The organism is Curtobacterium sp. SGAir0471, from assembly GCF_005490985.1.
Taxonomy (GTDB): Bacteria; Actinomycetota; Actinomycetes; order Actinomycetales; family Microbacteriaceae; genus Curtobacterium.
The window spans coordinates 87,461-113,142 of sequence record NZ_CP027869.1; the positions used below are offsets into that span (position 1 = coordinate 87,461).

Below are 25,682 nucleotides of genomic sequence, written 5' to 3' on the forward strand. Positions count from 1 at the left end.
CGGACGAGGCACGGCCCCCGGTCGTCCTCGTCCCGCGCGGCGGTGCGTGGGGCGACGCCGTCGCCGCGGCGGCCCGGGAGCGCGGGCTCGAGCCCGTCGTCGTCCCGCTGATCACTGACGCCCCGCCCGCCGACGCGGCAGCGCTCGACGCGGCCCTCGCCCGGTTCGCCGACGCAGCGGGCTCGTCCGCCGACGGCGCAGCAGGCCCGTCCGCCGACGACGCGGCGCGCCCGTCCGCCGACGACGCCCCGGTCGGGAGGCACGACGCACATCCCGCGGCCGGCGCGCTTCCCGACGGAACCGGCAACACAGCCCCCTGGCTCGTGGTGACCAGTGCGACGGCCGTGCGCGTGGTCAGCGGGCGCGTGCCGCGCCTCCCGGCCGGGGTCCGTGTGGCCTGCGTCGGCGAGGCGACCGCCCGTGCCGCGCACGAGGCGGGCTGGCCCGTCGACCTCGTACCGGACGACGAGTCCGCAGTCGGACTGGCCGCAGCCCTGCCGGCCGACGGCGGGCCCGTGTTCTTCCCACGCTCCGAGATCGCCGCGACCACCCTCGTCGACGGGCTGCGCGCCCGCGGCATCGCCGTGTCGGAGGTGGTGGCGTACCGTACCGTGGGGACGGGCGACGACCCGATCGTCCTCGACCCCCCACCGGACGCCGTGCTCGTGACGAGCGGGAGCGTCGCCCGACAGGTCGCAGCGCGGATGATCCCGCTCGACCCGCGCACGCACGTCGCGTGCATCGGACCGTCCACCGCCGACGCCGCCCGTGCCGCGGGACTGCCCGTGCACGTCGTGGCCGCCGGTCGGTCCGCCGAAGCCCTGCTCGACGCCGTCGTCGAGGCCCTCCACCCGAACCCCAGAACAGGAAGGTCATCGTGACCGGACGCTTCCCCCAGGTCCGCCCCCGTCGGCTGCGCGCCACCCCAGCCATGCGACGCCTCGTCGCCGAGACGCGGATCCACCCCGCCGAGCTCGTGCTGCCGATGTTCATCCGCGAGGGCGCCACCGACGCGATCGACATCTCGAGCATGCCGGGCGTGCAGCAGCACTCGCTCGACTCCTTCCGCCGTGCCCTGAACGAGGCGGCGGAGCAGGGCGTCGGCGGTGTGAACCTGTTCGGCGTCCCGACGTCGAAGGACGCCGAGGGGTCCGGCGCGACCGACCCGGACGGCATCCTCAACGTCGCGATCCGCGTCGCGAAGGAAGAGGTGGGCGACGCGCTCGTCGTGCAGTCCGACCTGTGCCTGGACGAGTTCACCGACCACGGCCACTGCGGTGTGCTCGCTGCCGACGGTTCCGTGGACAACGACGCCACGCTCCTGCGCTACCGCGACATGGCGGTCGCCCAGGCCGAGGCCGGCGCAGAGCTGGTCTGCATGAGCGGCATGATGGACGGCCAGATCGCCGCTGCCCGCGACGCGCTCGACACCGCCGGGCACGGCGGTACCGCACTGCTGGCGTACTCGGCGAAGTACGCGTCGGCGTTCTACGGCCCCTTCCGCGAGGCCGTCGCCTCGACGCTGCAGGGCGACCGGCGGACGTACCAGATCGACGCCGCGGACGGCCGTCAGGGGCTGCGCGAGGTGCTGCTCGACATCGAGGAGGGCGCCGACATCGTCATGGTGAAGCCAGCGATGAGCTACCTCGACGTCCTCGCCCGCACCGCCGACGTCTCCGAGGTCCCCGTCTGGGCCTACCAGATCTCCGGCGAGTACGCGATGATCACGGCCGCCGCCCAGAACGGCTGGATCGACCGCGACGCCGCCGCGATGGAGGCCCTCGTCGGCATCAAGCGTGCCGGTGCGGACGCGATCCTGACCTACTTCGCGGTCGACATCGCGAGGAAGCTCAACCAGGAGGCCGGCCTGCGCACGTCCGGCAGCACCGCGGCGGTGTCCGGCGTCGCCACGACCGGGAAGGCACCCGAATGACCACCACCACGCTCCCCGTCTCGAACGACGAACTGTTCGGCCGCGCGAAGGACAGCATCCCCGGCGGCGTGAACTCGCCCGTCCGCGCGTACGGCTCCGTCGGCGGCACACCGCGCTTCCTGACGTCCGCCTCCGGGCCCTACGTGACCGACGCCGAGGGCCGGCAGTACGTCGACCTCGTCGCCTCCTGGGGTCCCGCGATCCTCGGGCACGCGCACCCGGGCACGGTCGAGGCCGTGCAGCAGGCAGCGTCGCGCGGCCTGTCGTTCGGGGCCTCCACCCCGGGCGAGACAGAGCTCGCCGAGCTCGTCAAGGAGCGCGTGCAGGTCGGCGGCGACGGCCCGATCGAGAAGCTCCGCATGGTGTCCACCGGCACCGAGGCCACGATGACCGCCATCCGCCTGGCTCGCGGGTACACCGGCCGCGACCTGCTCGTGAAGTTCGCCGGGCACTACCACGGTCACTCCGACTCGCTGCTCGCGGAGGCCGGCTCGGGCGTCGCGACGCTCGCACTGCCGGGCAGCGCGGGCATCACCGCCGAGACCGCCGCGCAGACCCTGGTGCTGCCGTACAACGACCTCGACGCCGTCCGCGCCGCGTTCGACGAGCACTCCGAGCGCATCGCCGCCGTGATCGTCGAGTCCGCCGCCGCGAACATGGGCGTGCTCGCCCCGGAGCCCGGGTTCAACCGTGCGCTCGCCGAGATCACGACGGCCCAGGGCGCGCTGCTCATCGTCGACGAGGTCCTCACCGGCTTCCGCGTCGGCCCGGCCGGGTGGTGGGGCCTCGAAGCAGCCGGAACCGTCCCCGAGGGCACCGGCTGGAAGCCCGACCTCGTCACGTTCGGCAAGGTCATCGGCGGCGGCATGCCCCTCGCCGCACTCGGCGGTCGACGCGAGGTCATGGACTTCCTCGCCCCGCTCGGCCCCGTCTACCAGGCGGGCACGCTGTCCGGGAACCCGCTCGCGGTCGCCGCGGGCACCGCGACGCTCCGAGCCGCGACGCCGGACGTGTACGCGCACCTGGACCGCACCGCTGCGACGATCGCGGACGCCACGAGCGCCGCGCTGTCGGCCGAGGGCGTCGCGCACACCGTGCAGCACGCCGGGAACCTGTTCTCGTTCGCGTTCGTCGAGCAGGCACCGCGGAACTACGACGACGTGCGCGCGCAGGAGGCCTTCCGCTACGCGCCGTTCTTCCACAGCATGCTCGACCAGGGCGTGACCCTGCCGCCGAGCGTGTTCGAGGCGTGGTTCGTCACGGCCGCGCACGACGACGAGGCCGTCGGGCGCGTGCTCGACGCCCTGCCGGCGGCAGCGCGGGCAGCGGCGGCCGCCACGGCGTAGCGCGCCCGCTCCCTCCGCAAGACGCAACGTCGGCGGTTCCTCGCAGCGGCACTGCGCTGCGCGGGGCCGCCGACGTTGCGTTTCGCGAGTGGGTCGGGCATCTGCCGGACGGGAGGGCCGTGGCGGCTACCGCGCGCGGCGTGCGTGCCAGCGGCCCCCGGTCCGCTCGATGGCCAGCGGGAACGTGAAGGCGTGCGACACCGCATCGGACGTGACGACCCGGTCGGCAGGGCCCTGGGCGACCACGGCGCCGTCGCGCAGCAGCATCGCGTGCGAGGTCGACGCCGGCAGGTCCTCGAGGTGGTGCGTCACCATCACGCTGCCGAGGTCCGGGTGACGCTGCCGCAGGGCGTCGACGGTCTCGAGCAGGTGCTCGCGCGCGGCGACGTCGAGCCCGGTCGCCGGTTCGTCGAGCAGCAGCAGGCGCGGTTCGCTCATGAGCGCCCGGGCGATGAGGGTCCGACCCCGCTCGCCCTGGGACAGCACGGGCCAGCGGGCGTCGGCACGTGCCTCGAGGCCGACGTCCGCGACGTGCCGCCTGGCGGTCTCGAGCTGCTCCGACGTCGGCTCCCACCGCATCATGAGGTCGGTCGTCCCGGTGAGCCCGGTCAGCACGGTCTCGGTGACGGTCAGCGGCGACAGCATCCGGTGCCGCGGATCGACGTGCCCGATGTGCTCGCGGAGCTCCCGGACGTCCACCCGCCCGAGTCGTCGGCCGAGCAGCTCGACGGTGCCCGCGGTGGGGTGCCCGTTCGCGCCGAGGACGGCGAGCAGCGTCGACTTGCCGGCACCGTTCGGCCCGAGCAGCGCCCAGTGCTCCCCGCTGCGCACCGTCAGCGACACGTCGTGCAGCAGGTCCCGCCCGGAGCGGGTCACACGGAGGGCTTCGGCGCGGAGCAGGACGTCGGTCACCCGACCAGTCTGCCCGGTCGGGTGACCCGCGCCGTCGGTCTCAGGCGTCCGCGGTCGCGTCGGCGGTCGCGTGCGCGGCGCGCATCTCCGTCAGGTGTTCCGCCATCGCCCGGGACATGCTGCGGATCACGGCACCGGCGGCCTCGCCGTCGCGGCCCTTCGCGGCTGCGCGGAACGAGTCGAGCCCGTGCTTGACGTCCCAGAACACGAACTCCGGCTGCCCGATGCGGACGAACTTCGCGCGGTTGACGATGCCCTCGGCGGTCTTCACCAGCAGCTCGTTGCCCGAGTGCGCGACGAGGAACGCGATGAGCGCGTCGACGTCGTCGTTCAGGGCGCGGTCCTCGGCGTCGGCGTGCTTGCGGGCCTGGTCGAGGAGCTTGCCGAGCTGCTTGAGCGCGGCGTCGTCGAGGTTCGGCACGGCCCAGCGGGCGGCGAGCTCGGCGAAGCCGAAGAGCAGCTGGAACGCGTCGTCGTACTGCTCACGCGTGGGGGAGGCGACGCGGGTGTACCGGTTCGCCTCCATCTCGACGAGGCCGTAGTCGACGAGCTTCGCGATGGCCTCGCGGATCGGCGTGCGACTGACGCCGAGCCACGCGACGAGCTCGTCGTCGTTGAGCCGTTCGCCGGCCTGCAGCGTGCCGTCCTGGATCGCAGCGAGCATCTTCTCGAGCACGACGTCGCGCAGGAGCTTCCGGGGTGACGACTCGACCGACGACTTGGGTACCGGCATGGCTGCTCCTCACAGGTTCGGGTGTTCCGTGTGCCAAACCTAGCGTGTCAGTTGGCAAGCGTTCGGGAAATCACCTGAAAGGGAAATGGCTCAGTGTCGCAGGTCGACCACCGTCCGGCCGTGCACGCGACCGGCCACCACCTCGGCGCCGACCGCGATCGCGTGCTCGAGGTCGACCGTGCGCGTGACGTCGGCGAGCAGCGCCGGGTCGAGGTCGGTGGCGAGCCGCTCCCACGCCCGCTGGCGCAGCGGCAGGGGAGCCTCGACCGAGTTGATGCCGAGCAGCGACACCGCGCGGAGGATGAACGGCATCACCGACGTCGGCAGCGCGGAGTCCTGCGCGAGCCCGCACGCCGTGACCGCGCCGCCCCACTTCGTCGCGGCGAGCACGTTCGCCAGGGTCGCGCCGCCGACGCTGTCGACCGCGCCGGCCCAGGTCGCGCGCTGCAGCGGCTTGCCGAGCTCGGCGATCGTCGCACGGTCGACCACGTCCGACGCGCCGAGGGCCCGGAGCGACGCCTCGTTCGACCGCCGACCGGTCGAGGCGGTCACACGGTACCCGCGGGCGGCGAGCAGGGCGATGGCCACCGTTCCGACGCCGCCGGACGCCCCCGTCACGAGCACGGGACCGTCGTCGGGGGAGACCGAGCGCTCGAGGGCGAGCACGGACAGCATCGCGGTGAACCCGGCGGTGCCGATCGCCGCGGCAAAGGAGTCCTCGACGGTGTCGGGCAGCACGACGAGGGACCCGCTCGGCACCACCGCGTGCTCCGCCCACCCGCCGTGCCGCGTCTCGCCGAGGCCGGCGCCGTTGCACACCACCCGGTCGCCGATCGCGACGTCGTGCACCCCCGGACCGAGCGCCGACACCGTGCCGACGACGTCGATGCCCGGGACGAGCGGGTCGACCCGGGCGACGCCGGGGTTGCCCGCCAGGGCGAGCCCGTCCTTGTAGTTGACGCTCGAGTACGTGACGTCGACGAGGGCCTCGCCCTCGGCGGGGTCGGGGAGGTCGACCTGCGTGATCGCGGGCGGGGCGGAACGGGAGACGAGGACTGCGCGCGTCATGCGTCGGACGCTACCCCGTGCCTCCCGGCCGTCGACCGATGCGAGCGGTCTCAGCCGAACATGATGGCGGCCTCGTCGTACCGCGCCTGCGGCACCGTCTTCAGCTCGCCCAGGGCGTCCTCGAACGACACGTGCACGATCTCCGTGCCCTGCAGCGCGACCATCCGTCCCCAGCGCCCCTCGACGACGGAGTCGATCGCCGCGAGCCCGAGCCGCGTCGACAGCACCCGGTCGTACGCGGTCGGCGTCCCGCCGCGCTGGATGTGCCCGAGGGTCGTGGCGCGCGTCTCGATGCCCGTCATCTCCTCGATCATCGGCGCGAGGCGCTCCCCGATCCCGCCCAGCCGCGGACGCCCGAAGGCGTCGAGCCCGCGCTCGGTGTGCGCGTTGTCCTCGTGGTCCGGGACGAAGCCCTCGGCGACGACCACGAGCGGTGCCCGGCCGCGGTCGTAGGCGGCACGCACCCACGCCGCGATCTGCTCCATGCTCGTCTTCTGCTCGGGGATGAGGATCGCGTGCGCACCGGCGGCCATCCCGGAGTGCAGTGCGATCCAGCCCACGTGCCGGCCCATGACCTCGGCCACCATGCAGCGCGAGTGGGACTCCCCGGTGGTGCGGAGTCGGTCCATGGCCTCGGTCGCGATGGCCACCGCGGTGTCGAAGCCGAACGTGTAGTCGGTGGCGCCCAGGTCGTTGTCGACGGTCTTGGGCACGCCGACGATCTTCAGGCCCGCGTCGGTCAGGCGCTTCGCGGCGGCCAGGGTGCCCTCGCCACCGATCGCGACGATGGCGTCGATGCCGTGCCGCTCCAGCGTCCTCGTGATGTTCTCGACGCCGCCGTTCGGCCCCTCGAAGGGGTTGGTGCGGCTCGTGCCGAGGATCGTGCCGCCCTGCTTGGCGATGCCCTGGATGTCCTTGCGGCCGAGGGGCACGATGTCCCCGTCGACGACGCCCCGCCAGCCGTCGCGGAACCCGACGAACTCGTGTCCGTGGATCGCGATGCCCTTGAGCACGATGCCGCGGATGACCGCGTTGAGGCCGGGGCAGTCGCCTCCGGAGGTGAGGATGCCGATGCGCACGGAGACTCCAACGTCGTCGGGTTGCGGGGACCTCCCCATCATGTCTGACGGTGGTGTGGCATTACCATCCCCGTGTGTCCCTGCCGTCCTCCTCCGCCACCGGTCGGTCCGGTGCGTCCGGTCGGCGACCCGGTGCGTCCGGTGCGTCCGGTGCGTCCGGTGCGTCCGGTCGGAGGCTGGGGGCGTTCGGCGCGACCGCTGGGGTCGGCCGCGTGGACACCGTGTACCGGCCGGGAGGCGCGGTGGACGTCCGCGCGACCCTCCGGCCCCTGCAGCGCGGCTCCGGCGACCCCGCCTTCCAGGTGGTCGGGTCCGACACGTGGCTCGCGCTGCGCACGCCGGCGGGAGCGGCCTCGGTGCTCGTCCGTCGCGCGGGCAGCGACACGATCGCGGTCTCCGCGTGGGGTGACGGCGCCGCGTGGGCGGTGACCCACGCGCCGGACCTGCTGGGGCGCGGCGACGACTGGTCCGAGCTCGACGTCAGCGCCCACGCCTTCCTGGCCGAGGCGCGACACCGCCAGCCGGGGTTGCGCCTGCTCCGGACGAACACCGTCGTCGCGATGCTCGTGCCGGCGATCATGGAGCAGAAGGTGACCTCGCGGCAGGCCTGGCGTGCATGGCGGTACCTGCTCCGGCGCTTCGGCGAACCGGCGCCCGGTCCGGCGCCCGTGGAGATGTTCGTCCCGCCGGCCCCCGAGCAGTGGGCGCGGATCCCGAGCTGGGAGTGGCACAAGGCGGGTATCGAGCCCGGCCGCTCGGCGACGGTGATGCGGGCGGTGAGGGTCGCACCGGCGCTCGAGCGGACGCTGGCGCTCGGTCGCGGTGGCGCGGTCGTGTCGCAGCGGCTGCAGTCCGTCCCGGGCATCGGGCAGTGGACCGCTGCCGAGACGGCGCAGCGTGCCCACGGGGACCCGGATGCGCCGAGCGTCGGGGACTACCACGTGCCGGCACTCGTGGGGTGGGCACTGACCGGCGGCCCGGTGGACGACGACGGCATGCTCGAACTCCTCGAACCCTGGCGCGGGCACCGCGAGCGGGTCGTCCGGCTGATCGGAGGCTCGGGCTTCCGGAAGCCGGCGTTCGGTCCGCGGATGACGATCCAGGACCACCGCTGGCACTGAGCCCGACACATCGTGGGCGCCGCCGGTGTGGTCCGGCCGGGGTGCATGTCATGATCGGGCCGTGGGGAACGTCGTCGTCGTGCAGGCCGGGGATCCGCGGCGGGAGCGCCTCGAACGCGAGGGGTGGTCGGTCACCGCTCGGTCGTTCGGTGCGCAACTCGAAGCCGAGCGTCTTGACGTCGACCGGCTGACCGCGTTCATTTCCGCGATCGATCCGGCACTCGTGTTCCGCCCGCTCGGAGCCCACGACGTCGACGCGGTGCTCGCCCTCGACCGACTGACGGCGGACGACTACCCGGGCAGCGTCGCGACCCGGCACGAACAGATGGACCGCGACGCGGCCACCCCCACCGCGGTCCGCCGCGCCTCCGGAGTGTTCGCTGCCGATGGGTCGCTCGTCGCGATGACCTACGTCGAGGTCGACGGAGCCGACGCCGAGACGGACTTCACCGTGGTCCACCCGATGCACCGCGGTCGGGGGATCGGCACGGCGCTCAAGGCCTGGTCGGTCCTGGCGTTGCAGCGCGAGGGTGTGCGGCGCTTCCGCACGGGAGGGTCCGCCGACAACGTCGCGATCCGGCGTGCGAACGCTGCGCTCGGGTACGTGCAGGACGAGGAGTGGGTCACGCTGACGGCTCCGGACAGCGCCGACACGGGCACGTAGGCTCCAGGTGAGAACCGATCTCACGATGACGGACCATGTCGGAACCGAGCACCACCCACAGATCAGCGGCGCGCTCCGAGCCTTCTTCACATGCCGAACCGGACGCAACAGCGTCTCGAGGATCGGTCTGTCAACGGACGGTGTCAGCCTCGGTAGTCGGACCGCCAGCGGAATCGGCACCACGATCGTCGCCCTGTCCCGCTGCGGCAGAGTGGATGCATGGTCAGTGCCACACCCAACACGATCCACTTCCACCGCAAGCACCACGAAGCGATCATGTCCGGCGAGAAGGTCACCACCGTTCGGTGGAACGAGGACGTACCGGTGGGAGCAGCCGTGTTCGTCTTCGACGAACACCCGACCGCAAGCCCGGTCCCCGGCACTGTGATCGCCGTGCGCCGGTACCGGCTCGACGCCCTCACCGCTGAACAAGCCCACCAGCCGCCCGAGACCGACATGGAGCTCTTCGCCCAGCAGCTCCGCGAGAACTACTACCCCGACATGCCGTCCGACGCAGTTGTCGAGGTTGCTCGACTTGCAATCAAGACGTCCCACTAGCCGATCGGCTACAGGAACAGGTGTCGGCGGTGCGTGCGTGAGAATGACGCCGTGAAGGCTCAGGTGAGGTTCATCTCGACGAATGACGGTGAAGACCTCGAGGGCGTTGTGCTCGAGGATCCAGACGACGTCGACATCTGGATCACCGTCATGGCCGGCCCGGTGGACGGGCCGGGACAAGAGTCTTTCCAACTGCGGGTTCGCAGCCCCCTCTCATTGACGAGGGAGCTGAACCAGTGGGGCCCGCTCCGCGAGCGCCACATGATCGTCGTGGCCAAGTGGGACCCGCAGCAGATCCGATCCTTCATCAACCGGCTCTTCACTGAGGCGGAGGGACGGGACTGGAACGAGGTCGGCGAGAAGCTCAGCCGGTTGGGGTACTGGGAGTTCGAGGACTACAAGCCCTGATCAGTCGGTGCAGGAAGCGACAGCATCAGGAGCACCCGCTCCCGTCCGGTAGCCGATCGGGCCTCGTTTGCACCACTGAACAACAGTGGGCGTTGCTTGCAGAATGTCACGGTGAGGAGGAAGTCGATGCGTGAGAGCGACGAGTGGGTCGTCCGCGTCTTCGTCGATCACGGCGCAACCCCGGTCTGGTACGGCGGTCCCCGCGACTACGACGAGATGCATGTGTCGCCGGATCTCGAGCGCGACCTACAGGTGTTCGACGATTGGTACTACGACGCGGAAGACCCGCTTGAGCAGTACGCGGTCCGTTCGAACGTCCGGCATGACTTCGAGCGCGAGGGAGAACGTCTCGCGCAGGCTCTCGCGAAGGAACTCGGTGCGCCGTTCTCGGTCACCGTGATCCATCCGGGGGATCGCTCGGGATCCCGCACCTACCGGTCCCCGGTAGCTGCGACGAATCCCCGAGCCCACGCTGCCTTCATCGCCATCCACGATGAGGACCTCAGAACTTGACCGGTGGAGGATCCCCAACCGAGACGTTCGCAGCGGCGTGCACCCATCCGAAACCCCACCTTCGTTGAACTGCTTGCGCCAGCGGGCGCCCGAGTTGATGAGCCCGTCGAGGTCACCGACGAACACCGCGCCCGGGTTTTGACCTCGTGCCCAGCGATGGTCCGCCGCGAGCTGGGGCGGGGAGTCATGTTTTGTACGCAATAGAGCCGATAGTCGAGGATTCGCCAGCATGACCACTAGCCTCAACCCAGCTCTCACCCCTGCTGCTTTGGAGAACTGTGACGACGGCCAAGATCACCCGCATCCGCAAGGTCCATGACTATCGCGTCTTCCAGCGATGGAGCGATGATAGGCGCGCGGATGACTTCGCCCGCGTCAACTTGCTCTACGGCACCAACGGCAGCGGGAAGAGCACCCTAGCAAGTCTGCTGCGGTCCTGCGCCGCTTCAAACGCCGAAGCGGCGCGTGCCCAGATCGAGGTCGTAGCGTCCATCGACGGCACCGAGCACGTTGTGACGCACGACAACACGGCCCTTTGGAACCGCGTTCGAGTTTTCAACGCTGAGTACGTCGATGAGAACCTCCGCTTCAATGACCGTCAGGGCCCACGCTCCGACAGCCTCCTGACGCTCGGCAAGGCGAACGTCGAAGCGGAACTCGAGCTGCAAGCGGCAGAGCGTCGCCGGGTAGAGGTGGAACCCCAGGCCACGGACGCCCGCGCGGCAGCCAGAACAGCCGAGACCAACATGGGGCGACGGATGACCGAGGTCGCCGGCCAGGTCGTCGAGGACCTCCGCATGTCCCCTGTTGCCACCTATCGCGCTACGAACACCTACACACGAAGAAACGTACGCGACTTGCTGGTTGGAGACCGATCGCTCTTCGACTCGGCGTCCGTTGACATCGCCGCCGACCGCGCATTGGCTACATCGAGCGCACCCCGCTCCTACACGCGACTGTTTCGAGGGGAATTGCCCCGTGCCGACGAGATTCTTCGCAACTCGGTCGCGCTCTTGGAAGCCGACGTCATCTCGCGACCGCTCGCGCGTCTTGCTGACCATCCCGCTGAGGCCCAGTGGGTGCAGCGAGGCCTGCCGCTCCACGAGCACGAAAGCCGATGCTTGTTCTGCGGCAACGAGATCTCGACCCAGCGCCGGGAGGAGCTGGCCGCACACTTCGACCGGTCCGTGACAGATTTGCAAGCCCGCATCGACGCGCAACTCGATGTTCTGAAACAATGCGAGCATGCTGCGGCTCGTCTCGCTGAGAGTGTGCCCGGCGATGGCGATCTGTATGCCGACCTGGCCGGAGCGTTGCGAACCGCACGCAGCGAGGTGCAAAGCCAGGTAGACAACTACCAGCAGCTGCTCTCAGAGCTTGGGATGCGCCTCGAAGCCAAGCGCTCGAATCCGTTCTCCAAGCCCGAACCCAATGTCGCTGCTCCGGAAACACCGACCGCAGATTCCGTTGCGGAGGTCATCGCTCTACACGAAGCGCGTCGTTCGGCGCACGAGACAGAAGCGTCGTCAGCCGCTCGCAGAGTCGAGCTGGCCAGGGTGAAGGCCTTTGCTGATGAGTATGACCGGCTCGTAACCTCCGCTCGCGATCTCAGTCAGACGGCGACCTCTCTCGAGGACGAACTACGTGAACTCAACCAGAGAATCATCGCACTCAGCAGTGTCGATGCCGACCCAGTCCCTCAAGCGACCGAGCTCACCGAGAGCGTCGCTCGATTGCTCGGGCGTACCGAGCTGGCTTTCGCCCCGAGCGATGACGGGAAACACTACAAGATCGAGCGGTCGGGTCTGCCAGCCACCAACTTGAGCGAAGGAGAGCGGACTGCGATCGCGCTCCTGCACTTTCTCGCAAGCATTCGCGAAGGTGTCTTCACTGTCGACGCACCCATCGTCGTGATCGACGATCCGGTCTCGAGCATGGACGAGGGCATCCTCTTCGGAATCTCGTCTTTCCTCTGGTCCTCCCTCGTAGAGAACGCCTACGCCAACCAGGTCTTCCTATTCACGCACAACTTCGAGTTGTTCCGACAGTGGGTCGTCCAGCTCGAAGCCGCGCGGAGACACGTCAACGGCGGGTATACGGTTCATGAAATCCGTATGCGCCATCGGCGTGGAGGATCCAATGCACCCCGTCGTTCACCCGAATTCGATCCCTGGACCCCTGACCGCCAGCAGTCCAGCCGACTTCGCTCGCTCTACCACTTCCTGTTCGCGCGGGTAGCAGCTGCGGTCATCGACTCGAAACCCGACCTCGGCCTCGCCGAGCGCATGGATCTCCTCGCCCTCGCCCCCAACGCCGCGCGAAAGATGCTGGAGGCGTTCCTAAGCTTCCGCTTCCCGCAATACATCGGACAATTCCACCTCGGCATGAAGGAGGCGATCAAAGAAGTCGATGACCCTGCCCTCCGCACGCACGTCGAACGCTACCTGCACGCCTACTCCCACAACGAGGAAGGGAACGTCTCGGCAATGATCGATCCGAGTGAGGCCACAGCTGTGCTCAGATCGCTCTTCCTGCTGATCCGCGCAAATGATCCGGGGCACCTGTCGGCGATGTGCATGGCGCTCGGCATCAACGAAACCGAGCTCTTCGCACTCGAGTATTGATTTGCCGAAGAGTGTCTGACTGCGGCCCTGACGTGTTCAGGCGCCGCTGACCTTTCTCGTCGGGCGACCTCCGGACGTTCAAATCCTCCCCAGCTTCCACGGGTGTGGAGCTCCATGACGACTTCATCGGTGGGTACCAGTAGCCTGACAACATGGCCACCTTCGCTGAGCGTATGGGCAAGCGAGCCCCCAGGACGATCATCCAGACTGACGCCCTCGATGTCGAAACCCGTACGGAGCTCTGGAACGTGCTGGTGGTCCTGCAGGATATCTTCGATAGAGCTCGAGAACGGGACTACAACGGGACCGTCGAAGCCCAGGTGGTCGACGCCATCTGGACACAGGAATTCAAAAAGCCTCGTGACGAGATGCCAACTCGAGCCTTTGTATGGCAGCGTGTCAAAACGCTTGTCCTGGAGGGAGAGTGGTTCGATGCCCTAGATCTCATCGAAGCTCTAGTTCGATATATCGGCCGCTACGAGGACTGGACAACTGCGGATCTGCAAAGCGCGATGAGAGACGCGTTCAACGAACGATTTGAGCGCTATCTTCTCGGCTACCGCTTCGTCGGCGGAGAGATCACGCCAATAGCCACGTCAGCCGAAGCCGCGGCGGTCGACGAAGCCATCACTGCCGTGACACCCATCGCCGGCGCACGCCATGCTCTCGAGCGGGCGACCGAGCTGCTCGCCGATCGAGAGTATCCGGACTACCCCAATTCGATTAAAGAATCGATATCTGCTGTGGAGTCCGTGGTCACGTACCTCACCGGCAAAGGAGAGCTCGGGAAAGGTCTCGGACTGCTCGAATCCGCGGGAATCAGAATACACCCGGCACTTAAAGGTGCTTGGCTCAAGATGTACGGCTGGGCGTCAGATGACGATGGCATCCGACATGGCAGTATCGAGGCTGCGGATGCGGATCAAGCCCTTGCGAGGTATGTGCTCGTTACATCCTCAGCTTTCGTCTCATATCTGATCGAAGAGCGGTCAAAGGCCGGCGAGCTAGCGGCGGAATGATTGCAGCGATTTCGTCGAGGCACCCTAACTAGCGACAGCTTCTTATCACCGCGACAACGCAAGAGAACGGTGCGCGGGTAGTTGGTATAGTCCGTCGACCCAGTAGCGAGCAGTCGGCGCCCGGCGCCCGGCGCCTGTCCGCCGGCCTCGTGCGCGTTCCGATCCGGCTGGCTCATGTGGCCTTGGTTGAATACGCCGTGACGGTTGGCCTCCCTGGCTGGTCGGCTGGCTCTCTTGAACGCCTGCGCCAGGACGTGCCATCCGCAGCCCACGGTTTGCCAGACGGGCTCAAATGGTTCCAACCTGTCTCGCCAGCCGGTCCACCAGGAGGCACCGGGGTACTTGCGAGGGCTTCGGACTCTGACGGCCCGGCTCTGGAGCGAGCCCCGTCTCACATGGGTGGTCCGCGAACCATCTCAGTTCACGTACGCCATTCGGACGCCTCCTGATGCAGGAGAGGTGAGCTGGGCGCCAGTCGGCAAGGCTGCTCCGCGATGCCGAACAACGTGTCCACATCCGCGTTTCGGGCGCGTTGGATGGCAGAAGGACAAGTCGGCTGGCGGACGACTACCCGGGCAGCGTCGCTACCCGGCACGAACAACTGGACCGCGATGCGGCGACCCCCACCGCGGTCCGTCGCGCCTCCGGGGCGTTCGCTGCCGACGGGCCGCTCGTCGCGATGACCTACGTCGAGGTCGACGGAGCCGACGCCGAGACGGACTTCACCGTGGTCCACCCGACTCAGCGCGGTCGGGGGATCGGCACGGCGCTCGAGGCTTGGTCGGTCCTGGCGTTGCAGCGCGAGGGCGTGCGTCGCTTCCGCACGGGAGGGTCCGCCGACAACGTCGCGATCCAGCGGGCGGACGCTGTGCTCGGGTACGTGCAGGACGAGGAGTGGGTCACGCTGACGGCCCCGGACAGCGTCGACGCGGGGACGTAGGCTCCAGGTGAGAACCGATCTCACGAGGAGGAACCATGTCGGACCCGAACACCACCCCTGCCGCCGAGGCCGAGGAGCACCGCGTCGCCGAGCACGACGTCGCTGACCACGACCACGAGCAGGACGGCGGCGAGCACGAGACCGTCGAGCACGGCGACCACGTCGACTTCGTGCACGACGGCCACCGCCACGCGCGTCACGAGGACCACTATGACGAGCACTGAGCGTCGCTGACGCGACCGATGGCGGCCGGGAGGGACGTGGCGGAGCAGCCACGGGCCTCCCGGCCGGCGTCCCTACGGTCTCGCACCTCCTACGCTGGCCGCATGGCGACGATCATCCGCACCGCGCGGTCGAGCGACGCGGACGCCGTCCAGCGGATCGAGGACGATGCCGACCAGCTGCTGATCGATCGCCTCCACCCCGAGGTCTGGTCTCCGGCTCCACACGGCAGTGCACGGCTTTCGGAGCCCGGCTTCCTGCTCGTGGCCGACGTCGACGGCGAGGTCGCCGGCTTCGTGCACGTCCTCGAGGTGGAGCGCGTCTGCCACCTGGAGCAGCTCTCGGTCCGACCGTCGCGGGCGCGGCGGGGCCTCGGGCGAGCGCTCGTGGAATCGGCGAAGGACCGCGCGCATGTTCGCGGCCACGATCGCATCTCCCTCCGCACCTACGCGGACATTCCCTGGAACGCACCGTTCTACGCCACGGCCGGCTTCGCCGAGGAGGAACCGGTCACGTGCTTCCACCGGTCCCTGCTCGAGGTCGAGGCACAGCACGGCCTGGACCGGTACGGGCGCCGGGTGCAGATGAGCGCACCGCTCGGTGCATCCCGTCCGTAGGAGCGTCCGCGGGGCCGAGGAGGCCTACGGGTGCCGGGTGCCCTCGCCGGCCAGCACGGCGCGGTAGCCCTCGCGGAAGGTCGGGTAGTGCGGCTCCCAGCCGGTCGACCGGATCAGGGCGTTCGACAGCCGCTTGTCCCCGCCGGCCTGCCGACCCTCGGGCTCGGCGGTCGGCGGCCGCTCGACGCCGAGCTCGTCGGCCAGGAACGCCAGGACGTCGTCGAGACGGGCCGGTTCGTCGTCGGTGCCGAGGTACGTCGGTGCGGGATCGTCGATGCCCGCGAGGTGCACGAGTGCTTCCGCGGCGTCGTCCCGGTGGATGCGGTTGGTGTGCGGTGAGGTGCCGGACGACAGCCGGGCCTGCCCGGACCGGACCTGGTCGATCAGACGTTCACGCCCCGGCCCGTAGATGCCGGAGAGCCGGACGAGCACGGCACCGGGCGCCCGGTCGCGCAGCAGCGCCTCGGCCTCGAGCAGGACACCCGCGGTCGGGGTGCCCGCGTTCGCCGGGGTCTCCTCCGTGACCTCGCTGCCGTCCTCGAGGTCGTACACCGCGGTCGACGACACGACGATCACGCGCGGCGACGCACCGGACGCGTCGATGCCCTCGAGCACGTTCCGCAGGCCGTCGACGTAGGTCGCGCGGTACTCGTCGACGTCGCGGGAGCCGGCGGCGAACGCCACCACGACGACCCCCGTGTGCGCGTCGATCGACGGCACCTCGCGCCGGAGGTCGACGCTCCGCCCCGTGATCGGGGACGGGACCAGCTCGGCGCGACGGCGGAGTCCGGTGACCGGGTGGCCGAGCGCCGCGAAGCGCAGGCCGGCCTCGGAGCCGAGGTCGCCGCAACCGGCGATGACGACGGGGGAGCGGTGCTGCATGCTCCGAGCTTGTCAGGTGCCGGTCGGAGTGGCCCGAGCGGGTGCCCGGGCCACGGCGGTCAGACCTGCTCGTTGTCGGGTGACGCGGGCTCGCCGCCGGAGTCGACGTCGCTGTCCTGCTGCGGGTCCTCGGTCGCGTTGCCGGTGGACGAACCGTCGGGCAGGTCCTCGGTGCGCTGGAACTCGCTCTCGGGGGCGTCCGTCGAGCCGTCGGTCAGGGTGTTCTCGTGCTGCTGATCGCTCATGCGCCGGACGCTACGCGGGAGCGCCTCCACCGCGACCCTGGTGGAGCGGGCGCCGCGGCGGGAGCCCGTGGACGGCGGAGGTCAGCGGGGTGGCAGCGGACGGAGCTCGCCCCAGGTGCGGCGGCTGCAGGCGATGAAGTCCTGCAGGTCGCTCTGCACGTCGACGACGAGCTGGTCGACACCACCGTCGATCCGCAGCGAGCTCGAGCCGCCGTCCTCCCTCCGGATCCGCCAGCGCGCCATCGCGCTGCCGTCGATCACGACGTCGTCGTCCTGCAAGGGAGTGAGCTCCATGTCCCCCGCGTCGATGAGGAACAGCTGCAGCGTGGCCGCCTCGTGCGGGTGCAGCATCGCGAGCACGGCCGGTCGGATCACCGCGAGCACGTCGCGGACCTCCATGATCTCGGGCACGGTCGGAGCGTACCGCTGCGGGGTGGCGGAGCAGCCCGTCCCCCGAGTTTGTAACGGAGAGATAACGACTCCGAACTCGTCCAAACCCTTTCGCGGAGGGTCCCGAATCCCTTGCATCAACCGGGAAACACCCGGAGCGCTCACCAGCCGCAGGTAGCTGGTTCTCCACCCCTGTTCGGGGTGTGTTCGGCGCGCACTCAGGGAATCGCGCCGAGCGCGACAACGGAAGGAACCATCATGCGCAAGTCCATGAAGACCTCGATCACCCTCGCCACCACCGGCGCCCTCGTCCTGGGCGGTGCCGCGTTCGGCATCAGCACCGCGAACGCTGCGACCCCGAACGTGCACACGGTCTCGTCCTCGTCGTCGAAGATCCCGGCCCCGGTCGCGTCGGTGCCGGAGGTCAAGGGCGGCAACACCGCCGTCGCGCTCGACTCCGGCTTCACCGACGCGCTGACCTCGCTGGGGCTGACCCCGGGTGTGTCCGGCAACGCCAAGCTCGAGAACGGGTCGGTGTCGTTCCCGATCACCGCCGGTTCGGTCACGTACTGGTCGCCGGACGGCAACTACCGCCCCTACGTGCAGGGTCTGCTGGACCACGACGACTCGGGCCTGACGCTCAAGGCCGGTGACACGACGGTGACGCTGGAGAACTTCGTGGTGAACCCGGGCTCGTCCAAGCTCTACGGTGACGTCCTGGTCAACGGTCAGGTCGCCGCGTCGAACGCGTACCTGTTCTCGCTGCACGGTGGCACGCTGAAGCCGCTGCAGCTCGAGGGTGACAACGCGATCCTGACCGGCACCACCGTGCACGTGTCCTCGGACGCTGCGGGCCTGCTGAACCAGACCTTCAAGACCGACGCCGTCAAGGCCGGCCTCCTCGTCGGCACCGCCACCATCACCGCCCAGATCAAGTAAGCACCGGTCAAGCAACACCTCCGCGGGCACGACCCGCACCAGCACCACCACGAGAAGGCGCCGCCCCCGACCACGGGGACGGCGCCTTCCGCGTACCCGGGTGAACGATCCGGCCCCCTGTCTCGTCGTCAGGGCATGGGACTCCGCACACGTACGAAGGTCATCATCGGCATCGCCACCGGTGTCGTCGTCATCGGCGCCGCAGCAGTCATCGCCGGCCCGGTCATCTACGCGAACACGGTCAACGGCCAGGCCGCCGCAGCCCCCTCGCTGAGCGCCGGGCCGTCGGGCTCCGGCGGCACGCTCGACGCAGCCCAGGCCGACGGCACCTGGACGAGCACGAGCAGCTCGTACGCCGGGTACCGCGTGCACGAGGTCCTGCAGGGCAATGATGTGAACGTGGTCGGACGGACGAAGGACGTGCAGGGCACCGCGACGGTCGACGGTGGGTCCCTCACGAAGGCGACGGTGACGGTGCAGGTCGCGTCGATCAGCACGCCCGAGACCCGCCGCGACGAGTACTTCCGGACCCAGGCCCTGCAGACCGACCGGTACCCGACGGCCACGTTCGCGCTCACCGAGCCCGTCGACGTCTCCAGGGCCCTCGACGGCAGCACGCAGGACGTCTCGCTCACGGGCACGATGGACCTGCACGGCGTCGAGAAGCCCGTCACGGCCGACGCGCAGGTCGCCGTGTCGAAGGACGGTGGCGTCCAGGTCGTCGGCTCGGTCCCGATCACGTTCGCCGACTACGGGGTCGAGGCGCCGTCGCTCGGGTTCGTCACCGTGGACGGGAAGGGCTCCGTCGAGTTCTCCCTCGACCTGGCGAAGTGACCGTGACGAGCCGTTCCGCCGACGAGCTGCTGGCGACGCTGTACCGCGAGCACGGTGACGCGCTCACGCGCTACGTCCGGCACCTGACGCGGGACGGCGCGACCGTCGAGGACGTCGTGCAGGAGACCATGGTGCGCGCGTGGCAGCGTCCGTCCGTGCTCGAGCGCGCACCCGACAGCGCCCGCGCCTGGCTCTTCACCGTCGCCCGCAACCTGGTGGTCGACGACGCCCGGTCGGCACGCAACCGACGGGAGCAGGGCTCCGAGCACCCGGTCGACCGTGCCGAGGCCGACCGCACGGACGCGGTCCTCGACCGCATCGTCGTCGCGGACGCGCTCGCATCGCTCAGCCCGGACCACCGCCGCGTGGTGGTGGACGCCTACTGGCTCGGTCACACCGTGCCGGAGATCGCGCGACGACACGACATCCCCGAGGGCACTGCGAAGTCGCGGTTGCACTACGGGCTGCGAGCCCTCAGGCTCGCACTGCAGGAACGAGGAGTGACCCGATGAGCGTGGACCCGACCGCGCACGACCGCTACGCCGAGTGGGACGCCGCGTACGTCCTCGGCTCGCTGCCGCCCGACGAACGGCTCGAGTACGAGCGGCACCTCGAGACGTGTGCTCGCTGCACGGCGGCCGTCGCCGAGCTCGTCGGTCTGCCCGGCCTGCTCGCGAAGCTCCCGGCCGACCAGGCGGTCGAGATCGCGGAACCGGACGGGAGGCCCGACACCCGTCCCGAGGGCACCCTCGCCGCCGTCGCGCACCGCGTCCGCCACCGTCGGCGCCGTCGCCGGGTCTGGGTCGCCGCGACCGCGGGGCTGGCGGTCGTCGCCGCCGTGCTCGGCGGGCTCGCCGTCGGCACTGCCGCCGACCGCGGCGGTCCGGTGCAGGCCGGCGGTGCGCCGTCGACCTCCGTCCCGACGACCGCTGGCGACCGCTACACGTTGACGGGGTCGCAGGGGCTCGACGTCGACCTGGCGGTGAGCGGCGAGCAGTGGGGCACGCGCTTCGACTGGGGGTGCTCCTACGGCGGGAAGGACTGGTCGTCGGACGGCTCGGTGATGTACGACCTGGTGGTGGTCCGGAAGGACGGCTCCGTGCAGACCGTCGCGTCGTGGTCGGCAGCCGGTGCCGAGGCCCGCGGGCTGTCCGCGTCGACCGACGTCCCGCGCGACGACATCGCCGAGGTCCAGGTCCGGCTGCGGGGAGAACGCGGCTCCCTGGTGAGCACCGACCTCGCCGCGCACACGGGGTGACGGCCCTCGCCGCAACCGCGGGATGATGGCGGGGTGAACCGTGCCGAACCCGTCCTCGACGACGTCGTCCGTCAGGTCGAGCGGACGGGCTTCCGCGCCCACGGCCTGCACGTCCTGGTCGGCGACGACACCGCCGAGCACCACTGGTCCGCCGACGTCCGCCGTGACGTGCACTCGGTCGCCAAGGGCGTGGTCGTCCTGGCCGTCGGCATCGCCGAGCACGACGGGGTGCTCTCGCTCGACGAGCCCGTCGGTGCGCTGCTGCCCGACGTCGTGCTCGGCCAGGGCGTGCAGGACGTCACGCTCCGGCACCTGCTGTTGATGACGAGCGGCATCGACATGCCGTGGTCGACGACCGAGACGACCGACTGGCCGGACCTCGCGCGGGAGTTCCTCGGCCGGCCGACCGCCGGACGGTCCTTCCAGTACGCGAACGCGAGCACCTATACGGCGGCTCGGGCCCTGGCCGCCCGGGTCGGTGACGTCGGCTCCTTCGTGCAGGAACGCCTCCTCACCCCGCTCGGCATCGACGACGTCCGGTGGGACCGCTGCCCGCGCGGCCACGTCGTCGCCGGCGGCGGGCTGTGGCTCCGGACCGCCGAGGTGGCACGGATCGGGCGGCTGCTGCGGGACCGCGGTGTGGCGGACGGCCGACGGCTCGTGCCCGCGGCGATCGTCGACGCGATGCACGCCGACTGGGTGGTGGCGGGATCGTCACCGGCGTACGACCGCTACGCCCTCGCCGGGTGGGGCGGCCCGGGACGGACCTGGCGGCTGCACGGGGCGTACGGGCAGCTCGTGCTCCTCGACCCGGTCGCCGACGCCGTCGTGACCCTCACCGCGGACGACCACGAGCGTGCCGACGCGACGGCCGCGGCCGTCGCGGACGTCCTCGCGGCGGTCCGCTGACCCGACGCGGCTCAGTCCTGCGGTTCGACCGGACCGAGCGCGTCGAGGACGCGGTGCGAGACGGACCGCAGGGTGTCCGCATCGGTCGCCACGGGCCTCCAGAACAGCTCCTCGAGGGCCGCGGTGTGCGCGCGGATGCCGGCGAGCACCGCGCGACGACCCTCGCTCGTCATCGTCACCCAGCTGCCGCGGCCGTCGGTCGGGCAGTCCGCCCGCGCGACCAGTCCGCGGGCGACCATCCTGGTGACCTGGTGGCTCACCCGCGACTTCTCCCACCCGATGCCGGCCGCGACGTCGCGGACCCGTAGCCGGTGGTCCGGGTCCCGCTGCAGACCGATCAGGATCTCGAACTCGGGGATCGAGATGCCCGCGCCCTGCTGCACGGCGTGGTCGAGCGCTCGGTCGAGCCCACGCCAGACGTCGTGGAACGCGTCCCAGGTCGCCCAGTCGTGCCCCTCGCCGCCCTGCTCCGCCATGACGGCCAGCGTATCCAGCGGCGGTGTCACGGGCACGAGGATCATCCGTTCGGCGGACTCCTGGGCGGCACTCGGCGCGCTCAGAGGTCACGTCGGACGCCCGGAATACGATCACTCCATGCCGACCCCGCACCTCCGAGACTGCACCGACGACGTGGTCACGCTGGCACAGGGGTGGATCGAGGCAGCGCGCGGGGTGAAGCCGGAGCCCGCGGCCGCGCGTCTGGCGGAGCTGCTGGCGGACGAGCGCGGCGGGGACTTCGCGCGCACGTTCGTGGACGTCGTCGTCCGGCCGGAGGACCCGAAGGTCGTCGCCCGGAACCTCGAGCGCGCGAGCCGGGCCGTGCCGGACGACCTCGCCTGGTACCTCCGCGGCGCGGTGACGGTCGGCGGTGGCTTCGCGACCATGGCGCCGTGGGCGGTCGTCCCCTCGGCGCGGAAGGTGCTCCGGCGGCTCGCGGGACACCTCGTCGTCGACGCCACGCCGGCGCGGACCCCGGCAGCGCTCGCGAAGGTCGGCGGTCCGGACACCCGGGTCGACGTCGACCTGCTCGGCCCCGCCGTGCTCGGACCGGCCGGGCGCGACCGACGGCTCGCGGCGATCGACGAGCTCCTGCACCAGGACGTCGCCGCCGTCACGATCGACCTCGACGCCGTGCTGCCACCGGTGTCCCCGTGGGACCTCGACGCCGCCGTAACCGACGCGGTCGAGCACCTCGCACCGCTCCTGCGCACCGCGGCGAGCCGACCGGCCCCGCCCGTGGTCACCCTGCAGTCCGGCCGGGCGCAGGACGTCGAGCGCACCGTCGCGGTGCTGCTGGCGCTGCTCGGTCAGGACGGCACCGCCGGGACCACCCTCGGGGTGACCCTGCCCGCCGAGCTGCCCGAGTCGCTCGACCTGCTCGACCGGGTGACGGCGGCGGCCCGCGAGCGCCGAGCGTCCGGCGGTGCACCCGTGCGGGTCCGGTTCACCAAGGGCACGCTCCTCGCCACCGAGCGGGTCGACGCCGTGCTCGGGAGCCGACCGCTCGCCGTGACCGCGGACACCCGCACGACGGACACCGCGTTCCTGCGCCTGCTCGACACGGCGATCGACCCGGAGCGGACGGACGCCGTGCACGTCGGCGTCGCCACCCACGACCCGTTCGCCCTGGCGACCGCGCACGTGCTCGCTGACCGCCGTGGTGTCCTCGACGCCGTCGAACCGGAGGTGCTCCTCGGCACGACGCGGTACGCCGACGTCCTGCGCACGGCGTTCGGCCGCGTCGTCCTCGGTGTCCCGCTCGTGCGGCCCGACGAGTTCGACGCCGCCGTCCCGTTCCTCGCCCGCCGGCTGCGGGACATCGCCGACCCCCGGTCCGTGGCGACCGGCCCGGCCGCGGTGGGCACGGCCGGCCCGGCGGGTGACACCGCCGCCGTCGAGCGGGCCACCGCCGAGCACGTCGACGCCGTGGCCGCCCTCGTCCGACCCGCGCCGCCCACCCGACGCACCCAGGACCGCCGCCGGCCGCCGGCTGACCCGGTGCTGCGTCCGGCCGCCGAGAACACCCCCGACACCGATCCCTCGACACCGGGCAACCGCGCCTGGGCCGCCGAGCTGCTCGGTCGGGTCCCGGAGTCGCAGCGCGGCGTCCGGACGATCCGCGCGGCCCGCATCACCGACCGTGGGCGACTCGAGCGGCTCGTCGCCCGTACCGCCCAGGCGGGCGTCAACTGGGGCCGGCAGGACCCGGAGGACCGCGCCGAGCTGTTCGACCTGATCGGCCATGCGCTCGAGACCAACCGGGGCGCCCTGGTCGAGACGATGATCGCCGAGGTCGGCCTCACCCTGACCGAGGCCGACGGCGAGGTCAGCCGGGCCGTCGACGCCGCCTCGCACGCCGCCGACCGGACGCGGCACCTGGAGGACATCAACGGTGCCGTGCCGGTACCCCCGCGCCTGACGGTCGTCGTGCCGTCGTGGAACGCACCGCTTCTCGACGCCGCCGACGGCGTGCTCACGGCGCTCGCCGCGGGCAGCGGGGTCGTGCTCCAGCCGGCCACCGCCGCCCGACGGACCGGTGCCGTGTTCGCCGACGTGCTCTGGGACGCCGGGGTGCCGCACTCCCTGCTCCAGCTCGTCGACCTCGACGGCAGCGACCTGGCCCGCGACCTCGTCGCGCACCCGGCCGTCGACCGCGTGGTGCTCACCGGCACGCCCGAGACCGCCCGCTCCTACCGCTGGTGGCGCGCGGACCTGCCCCTCGTGGCGGAGACCACCGGGGTCGTCACCGCCGTCGTGACCCCTTCGGCCGATCTCGACCAGGCGGTGCGCGACGTCGTCGCATCGGCGTTCGACCGCGCCGGACAGGCGTCGTCCGCGGTGTCGCTGCTCGTGCTCGTCGGCTCCGTGGGGGAGAGCCAGCGCTTCCGTGAGCAGCTCGCCGACGCCGTCCGCGGACTCCGCACCGCGTGGCCGACGGACGCCGCCGCCCAGGTCGGGCCGCTCGTCACCGAGCCGACCGGCGCCGTGCGCACCGCGCTGACCGAACTGCGCCCGGGGGAGTCCTGGCTCGTTGAACCGGTCGCGCTCGACGACACCGGACGGCTCTGGTCACCCGGTGTCCGCGAGGGCGTCCGCGCCTCCGCGGACCTGTCGCGGTGCGCGGTGCCGGCACCCGTGCTCGACGTCGTCCGCGTGGAGACCCTCGACGAAGCGATCGCGCTGCAGCACTCCGTCGACGGAGGCTCCGTCGCGGCACTCCACACGCTCGACCCCGACGAGGTCGCGACCTGGTCCGACCGGACCCGCGCGGGCGTGCTCGTGGTCGACCGGCCGACGACCGGCGCACGACCGGGACGCCAGCCCGTCGGCGGGTGGCGGGGGACCGCGGTCGGACCGACGGTGCACCGCGGCGGCCCGCTGTCCGTGATCGGCGCGGACCGGTGGGACCCGACCCGGCGTCAGCCGCACCGGAGCATCCAGCTGCAGGGGCTCGGCAACCGGGTCACCGCCGTCATCGAAGCGGCGCGTGCCGGGCTGTCCTTCGAAGAGTTCGACCGCGTGCGCGCCGGAGCCGAGAGCGACGCCGCGGCCCGGGCGTCGCTGTACGGCCGGTCGCGGGACACCGCCGACCTGGTCGTCGAGCGGAACGTCATCCGCTTCCGCCCGCAGTCGGTCGTGGTCCGGCAGTCCTCGGGTGTCGGGGCCGGGGAGCTCGTCCGCGTGCTCGTCGCCGCGACCGCAGCCCGCGCGCACGTGCTCCTCAGTACCGCCCGACCCCTGCCCGCCGAACTCCTGCCGTTGTTCTCGAGGGCACGGTCGCCCCTCGACGTCGTCGACCAGGTCGTCGAGGACGACGCCACGTTCCTGGGTCGTGCTGCCGCGGGCACCCTGCTGCAGGACGGGTGGTCGGACGGGACGGAGCCCGAGCTCGACCCGATCGACCTGGTCCTCGCGCAGGGGGCCGAGCCGCGCCGCAACGTGGCGTTCGGCGGACCGGGGTCACGCGTGCGGCTGCTCGGCGGTGACGCCCGTGCGCTCGAGGAGGCGCTGGGGGCCGGCACCGAGACGACCATCCACGACGACCCCGCGGTGGAGTCCGGCATCGTCGAGATGCTGCACTTCCTGCGGGAGCAGACGGTCTCGGTCACGGCGCACCGGCACGGGGACGTCTCGCGGTCGTTCAGCCGACTGCGGCTCTGACGGACCGGGCCGGTCACGCTCGAGCGGCGCGCCTGCACGCTGGCTGACCGTCCTCGGTTCCGCGGACCACGCGCCGGCGTAGCGTCCGGTGCATGAACGCACGAGCGAACGACGACGAGGTCCAGACCGCCCCGGTGATGGACGGCGCCACCGAGGCCACCAACGAGGAGAAGCTGCACGGCCTGGTCGAGCAGGTCGAGCACGACCACGGGCACGAGGGTGCCGGTGCCATGGCCGACCACCTGCGCGATCGCATGGACGAGACGGGTGTCGAGGAGGAGCACCCGAACGACGAGGTCGAGTAGCT

At 71.0% G+C, this 25,682-nt stretch carries 28 protein-coding genes; 20 read left to right on the forward strand and 8 right to left on the reverse strand.

The window, feature by feature from the left end; translation table 11 throughout:
- Nucleotides 1–110 precede the first annotated feature (110 nt).
- From C1N91_RS00450 to hemL, 3 genes are read left to right on the forward strand one after another with little or no spacing between them, the layout of a single operon-like run.
- Entirely contained in the window at nt 111–881 is a 771-nt protein-coding gene (locus C1N91_RS00450; RefSeq protein ID WP_368074225.1) for a uroporphyrinogen-III synthase, read from the forward strand.
- A complete protein-coding gene (gene hemB / locus C1N91_RS00455) occupies nt 878–1,933 on the forward strand; it encodes a porphobilinogen synthase (protein ID WP_302641436.1) in 1,056 nt (351 codons plus the stop codon). The genes C1N91_RS00450 and hemB overlap by 4 nt, the downstream gene beginning before the upstream one ends.
- Nucleotides 1,930–3,279 carry a glutamate-1-semialdehyde 2,1-aminomutase gene (gene hemL, locus C1N91_RS00460; protein ID WP_137766131.1) on the forward strand — a complete coding sequence of 450 codons (1,350 nt, stop codon included), beginning with the start codon at nt 1,930–1,932 and terminating at the stop codon, nt 3,277–3,279. Before hemB ends, hemL begins: the two co-directional genes overlap by 4 nt.
- A gap of 126 nt (nt 3,280–3,405) precedes the next feature.
- Here hemL and C1N91_RS00465 read toward each other — a convergent pair whose 3' ends face one another.
- The 4 genes from C1N91_RS00465 to C1N91_RS00480 all read right to left on the reverse strand — a co-directional run bounded on the left by C1N91_RS00465 (nt 3,406) and on the right by C1N91_RS00480 (nt 7,071).
- On the reverse strand, nt 3,406–4,191 hold the full coding sequence (locus tag C1N91_RS00465) for an ABC transporter ATP-binding protein (RefSeq protein WP_137766132.1): 786 nt from the start codon (nt 4,189–4,191) through the stop codon (nt 3,406–3,408).
- A 40-nt stretch (nt 4,192–4,231) separates the two neighbouring features.
- Nucleotides 4,232–4,924, reverse strand: a complete 693-nt coding sequence (locus tag C1N91_RS00470) for a GntR family transcriptional regulator (RefSeq protein WP_137766133.1) — start codon at nt 4,922–4,924, stop codon at nt 4,232–4,234.
- A gap of 90 nt (nt 4,925–5,014) precedes the next feature.
- Nucleotides 5,015–5,992 carry an MDR family oxidoreductase gene (locus C1N91_RS00475; protein WP_137766134.1) on the reverse strand — a complete coding sequence of 326 codons (978 nt, stop codon included), beginning with the start codon at nt 5,990–5,992 and terminating at the stop codon, nt 5,015–5,017.
- 50 nt (nt 5,993–6,042) lie between these two features.
- A complete protein-coding gene (locus C1N91_RS00480) occupies nt 6,043–7,071 on the reverse strand; it encodes a 6-phosphofructokinase (RefSeq protein ID WP_058729356.1) in 1,029 nt (342 codons plus the stop codon).
- Nucleotides 7,072–7,283: 212 nt separating this feature from the next.
- Between C1N91_RS00480 and C1N91_RS00490 the strand changes: the two genes are divergently transcribed.
- From C1N91_RS00490 to C1N91_RS00535, 10 genes are all read left to right on the forward strand, one after another.
- Entirely contained in the window at nt 7,284–8,192 is a 909-nt protein-coding gene (locus C1N91_RS00490) for a DNA-3-methyladenine glycosylase family protein (RefSeq protein ID WP_137766135.1), read from the forward strand.
- Nucleotides 8,193–8,253: 61 nt separating this feature from the next.
- Nucleotides 8,254–8,856 (forward strand): GNAT family N-acetyltransferase, encoded by a 603-nt coding sequence (locus C1N91_RS00495; protein ID WP_137766136.1) that lies wholly within the window; start codon nt 8,254–8,256, stop codon nt 8,854–8,856.
- 219 nt (nt 8,857–9,075) lie between these two features.
- Nucleotides 9,076–9,414: an ASCH domain-containing protein gene (locus C1N91_RS00500; protein WP_137766137.1), complete on the forward strand. Its 339-nt coding sequence runs from the start codon at nt 9,076–9,078 to the stop codon at nt 9,412–9,414.
- A 51-nt stretch (nt 9,415–9,465) separates the two neighbouring features.
- Nucleotides 9,466–9,822 carry an Imm8 family immunity protein gene (locus C1N91_RS00505; RefSeq protein WP_175415840.1) on the forward strand — a complete coding sequence of 119 codons (357 nt, stop codon included), beginning with the start codon at nt 9,466–9,468 and terminating at the stop codon, nt 9,820–9,822.
- Nucleotides 9,823–9,948: 126 nt separating this feature from the next.
- Nucleotides 9,949–10,335, forward strand: a complete 387-nt coding sequence (locus tag C1N91_RS00510) for a hypothetical protein (protein WP_137766139.1) — start codon at nt 9,949–9,951, stop codon at nt 10,333–10,335.
- 278 nt (nt 10,336–10,613) lie between these two features.
- Complete coding sequence (locus C1N91_RS00515; RefSeq protein ID WP_175415841.1) at nt 10,614–12,959, forward strand: AAA family ATPase; 2,346 nt, start codon at nt 10,614–10,616, stop codon at nt 12,957–12,959.
- A 152-nt stretch (nt 12,960–13,111) separates the two neighbouring features.
- The gene (locus tag C1N91_RS00520) at nt 13,112–13,978 is read left to right on the forward strand and encodes an AbiJ-NTD4 domain-containing protein (protein WP_137766141.1); all 867 of its coding nucleotides are present in this window, start codon (nt 13,112–13,114) and stop codon (nt 13,976–13,978) included.
- A gap of 679 nt (nt 13,979–14,657) precedes the next feature.
- Nucleotides 14,658–14,918: a GNAT family N-acetyltransferase gene (locus C1N91_RS00525; RefSeq protein ID WP_137766142.1), complete on the forward strand. Its 261-nt coding sequence runs from the start codon at nt 14,658–14,660 to the stop codon at nt 14,916–14,918.
- A gap of 35 nt (nt 14,919–14,953) precedes the next feature.
- Nucleotides 14,954–15,142 (forward strand): hypothetical protein, encoded by a 189-nt coding sequence (locus C1N91_RS00530; RefSeq protein ID WP_058750533.1) that lies wholly within the window; start codon nt 14,954–14,956, stop codon nt 15,140–15,142.
- A gap of 102 nt (nt 15,143–15,244) precedes the next feature.
- On the forward strand, nt 15,245–15,757 hold the full coding sequence (locus tag C1N91_RS00535; RefSeq protein ID WP_137766143.1) for a GNAT family N-acetyltransferase: 513 nt from the start codon (nt 15,245–15,247) through the stop codon (nt 15,755–15,757).
- 24 nt (nt 15,758–15,781) lie between these two features.
- On the opposite strand, the gene C1N91_RS00540 is transcribed toward C1N91_RS00535, so the two are convergent.
- The 3 genes from C1N91_RS00540 to C1N91_RS00550 form a co-directional block, all read right to left on the reverse strand.
- Complete coding sequence (locus C1N91_RS00540) at nt 15,782–16,639, reverse strand: NAD-dependent epimerase/dehydratase family protein (RefSeq protein WP_137766144.1); 858 nt, start codon at nt 16,637–16,639, stop codon at nt 15,782–15,784.
- A 59-nt stretch (nt 16,640–16,698) separates the two neighbouring features.
- Nucleotides 16,699–16,884, reverse strand: a complete 186-nt coding sequence (locus tag C1N91_RS00545) for a hypothetical protein (protein ID WP_137766145.1) — start codon at nt 16,882–16,884, stop codon at nt 16,699–16,701.
- An 81-nt stretch (nt 16,885–16,965) separates the two neighbouring features.
- Complete coding sequence (locus C1N91_RS00550) at nt 16,966–17,295, reverse strand: hypothetical protein (RefSeq protein ID WP_137766146.1); 330 nt, start codon at nt 17,293–17,295, stop codon at nt 16,966–16,968.
- A 237-nt stretch (nt 17,296–17,532) separates the two neighbouring features.
- Here C1N91_RS00550 and C1N91_RS00555 point away from each other — a divergent pair, with 237 nt between their 5' ends.
- The 5 genes from C1N91_RS00555 to C1N91_RS00575 all read left to right on the forward strand — a co-directional run bounded on the left by C1N91_RS00555 (nt 17,533) and on the right by C1N91_RS00575 (nt 21,214).
- Nucleotides 17,533–18,213: a hypothetical protein gene (locus C1N91_RS00555; RefSeq protein ID WP_137766147.1), complete on the forward strand. Its 681-nt coding sequence runs from the start codon at nt 17,533–17,535 to the stop codon at nt 18,211–18,213.
- A gap of 135 nt (nt 18,214–18,348) precedes the next feature.
- Nucleotides 18,349–19,047, forward strand: a complete 699-nt coding sequence (locus tag C1N91_RS00560) for a YceI family protein (RefSeq protein WP_137766148.1) — start codon at nt 18,349–18,351, stop codon at nt 19,045–19,047.
- Nucleotides 19,044–19,559, forward strand: coding sequence for a sigma-70 family RNA polymerase sigma factor (locus C1N91_RS00565; protein WP_137766149.1), 516 nt, complete (start codon nt 19,044–19,046; stop codon nt 19,557–19,559). The genes C1N91_RS00560 and C1N91_RS00565 overlap by 4 nt, the downstream gene beginning before the upstream one ends.
- On the forward strand, nt 19,556–20,305 hold the full coding sequence (locus C1N91_RS00570) for an anti-sigma factor family protein (protein ID WP_137766150.1): 750 nt from the start codon (nt 19,556–19,558) through the stop codon (nt 20,303–20,305). Before C1N91_RS00565 ends, C1N91_RS00570 begins: the two co-directional genes overlap by 4 nt.
- A 33-nt stretch (nt 20,306–20,338) precedes the next feature.
- On the forward strand, nt 20,339–21,214 hold the full coding sequence (locus tag C1N91_RS00575) for a serine hydrolase domain-containing protein (protein ID WP_137766151.1): 876 nt from the start codon (nt 20,339–20,341) through the stop codon (nt 21,212–21,214).
- An 11-nt stretch (nt 21,215–21,225) separates the two neighbouring features.
- Here C1N91_RS00575 and C1N91_RS00580 read toward each other — a convergent pair whose 3' ends face one another.
- Nucleotides 21,226–21,690 (reverse strand): MarR family winged helix-turn-helix transcriptional regulator, encoded by a 465-nt coding sequence (locus C1N91_RS00580; protein ID WP_175415842.1) that lies wholly within the window; start codon nt 21,688–21,690, stop codon nt 21,226–21,228.
- Nucleotides 21,691–21,808: 118 nt separating this feature from the next.
- Between C1N91_RS00580 and C1N91_RS00585 the strand changes: the two genes are divergently transcribed.
- Complete coding sequence (locus tag C1N91_RS00585) at nt 21,809–25,375, forward strand: proline dehydrogenase family protein (RefSeq protein ID WP_137766153.1); 3,567 nt, start codon at nt 21,809–21,811, stop codon at nt 25,373–25,375.
- 92 nt (nt 25,376–25,467) lie between these two features.
- Nucleotides 25,468–25,680, forward strand: coding sequence for a hypothetical protein (locus tag C1N91_RS00590; protein WP_137766154.1), 213 nt, complete (start codon nt 25,468–25,470; stop codon nt 25,678–25,680).
- The last annotated feature ends 2 nt before the right edge of the window (nt 25,681–25,682 follow it).

What these genes read in the sequence shown, in the direction of transcription:
- C1N91_RS00470 (WP_137766133.1), bottom strand. Translation starts at nt 4,924, where the DNA reads ATGCCGGTACCCAAGTCGTCGGTCGAGTCGTCACCCCGGAAGCTCCTG.
- C1N91_RS00580 (WP_175415842.1), bottom strand. Translation starts at nt 21,690, where the DNA reads ATGGCGGAGCAGGGCGGCGAGGGGCACGACTGGGCGACCTGGGACGCG.
- C1N91_RS00510 (WP_137766139.1), top strand. Translation starts at nt 9,949, where the DNA reads ATGCGTGAGAGCGACGAGTGGGTCGTCCGCGTCTTCGTCGATCACGGC.
- hemL (WP_137766131.1), top strand. Translation starts at nt 1,930, where the DNA reads ATGACCACCACCACGCTCCCCGTCTCGAACGACGAACTGTTCGGCCGC.
- C1N91_RS00475 (WP_137766134.1), bottom strand. Translation starts at nt 5,992, where the DNA reads ATGACGCGCGCAGTCCTCGTCTCCCGTTCCGCCCCGCCCGCGATCACG.
- C1N91_RS00540 (WP_137766144.1), bottom strand. Translation starts at nt 16,639, where the DNA reads ATGCAGCACCGCTCCCCCGTCGTCATCGCCGGTTGCGGCGACCTCGGC.
- C1N91_RS00560 (WP_137766148.1), top strand. Translation starts at nt 18,349, where the DNA reads ATGGGACTCCGCACACGTACGAAGGTCATCATCGGCATCGCCACCGGT.
- C1N91_RS00545 (WP_137766145.1), bottom strand. Translation starts at nt 16,884, where the DNA reads ATGAGCGATCAGCAGCACGAGAACACCCTGACCGACGGCTCGACGGAC.
- C1N91_RS00520 (WP_137766141.1), top strand. Translation starts at nt 13,112, where the DNA reads ATGGCCACCTTCGCTGAGCGTATGGGCAAGCGAGCCCCCAGGACGATC.
- C1N91_RS00535 (WP_137766143.1), top strand. Translation starts at nt 15,245, where the DNA reads ATGGCGACGATCATCCGCACCGCGCGGTCGAGCGACGCGGACGCCGTC.
- C1N91_RS00530 (WP_058750533.1), top strand. Translation starts at nt 14,954, where the DNA reads ATGTCGGACCCGAACACCACCCCTGCCGCCGAGGCCGAGGAGCACCGC.
- C1N91_RS00500 (WP_137766137.1), top strand. Translation starts at nt 9,076, where the DNA reads ATGGTCAGTGCCACACCCAACACGATCCACTTCCACCGCAAGCACCAC.
- C1N91_RS00590 (WP_137766154.1), top strand. Translation starts at nt 25,468, where the DNA reads ATGAACGCACGAGCGAACGACGACGAGGTCCAGACCGCCCCGGTGATG.
- C1N91_RS00525 (WP_137766142.1), top strand. Translation starts at nt 14,658, where the DNA reads ATGACCTACGTCGAGGTCGACGGAGCCGACGCCGAGACGGACTTCACC.
- C1N91_RS00555 (WP_137766147.1), top strand. Translation starts at nt 17,533, where the DNA reads ATGCGCAAGTCCATGAAGACCTCGATCACCCTCGCCACCACCGGCGCC.
- C1N91_RS00585 (WP_137766153.1), top strand. Translation starts at nt 21,809, where the DNA reads ATGCCGACCCCGCACCTCCGAGACTGCACCGACGACGTGGTCACGCTG.
- C1N91_RS00570 (WP_137766150.1), top strand. Translation starts at nt 19,556, where the DNA reads ATGAGCGTGGACCCGACCGCGCACGACCGCTACGCCGAGTGGGACGCC.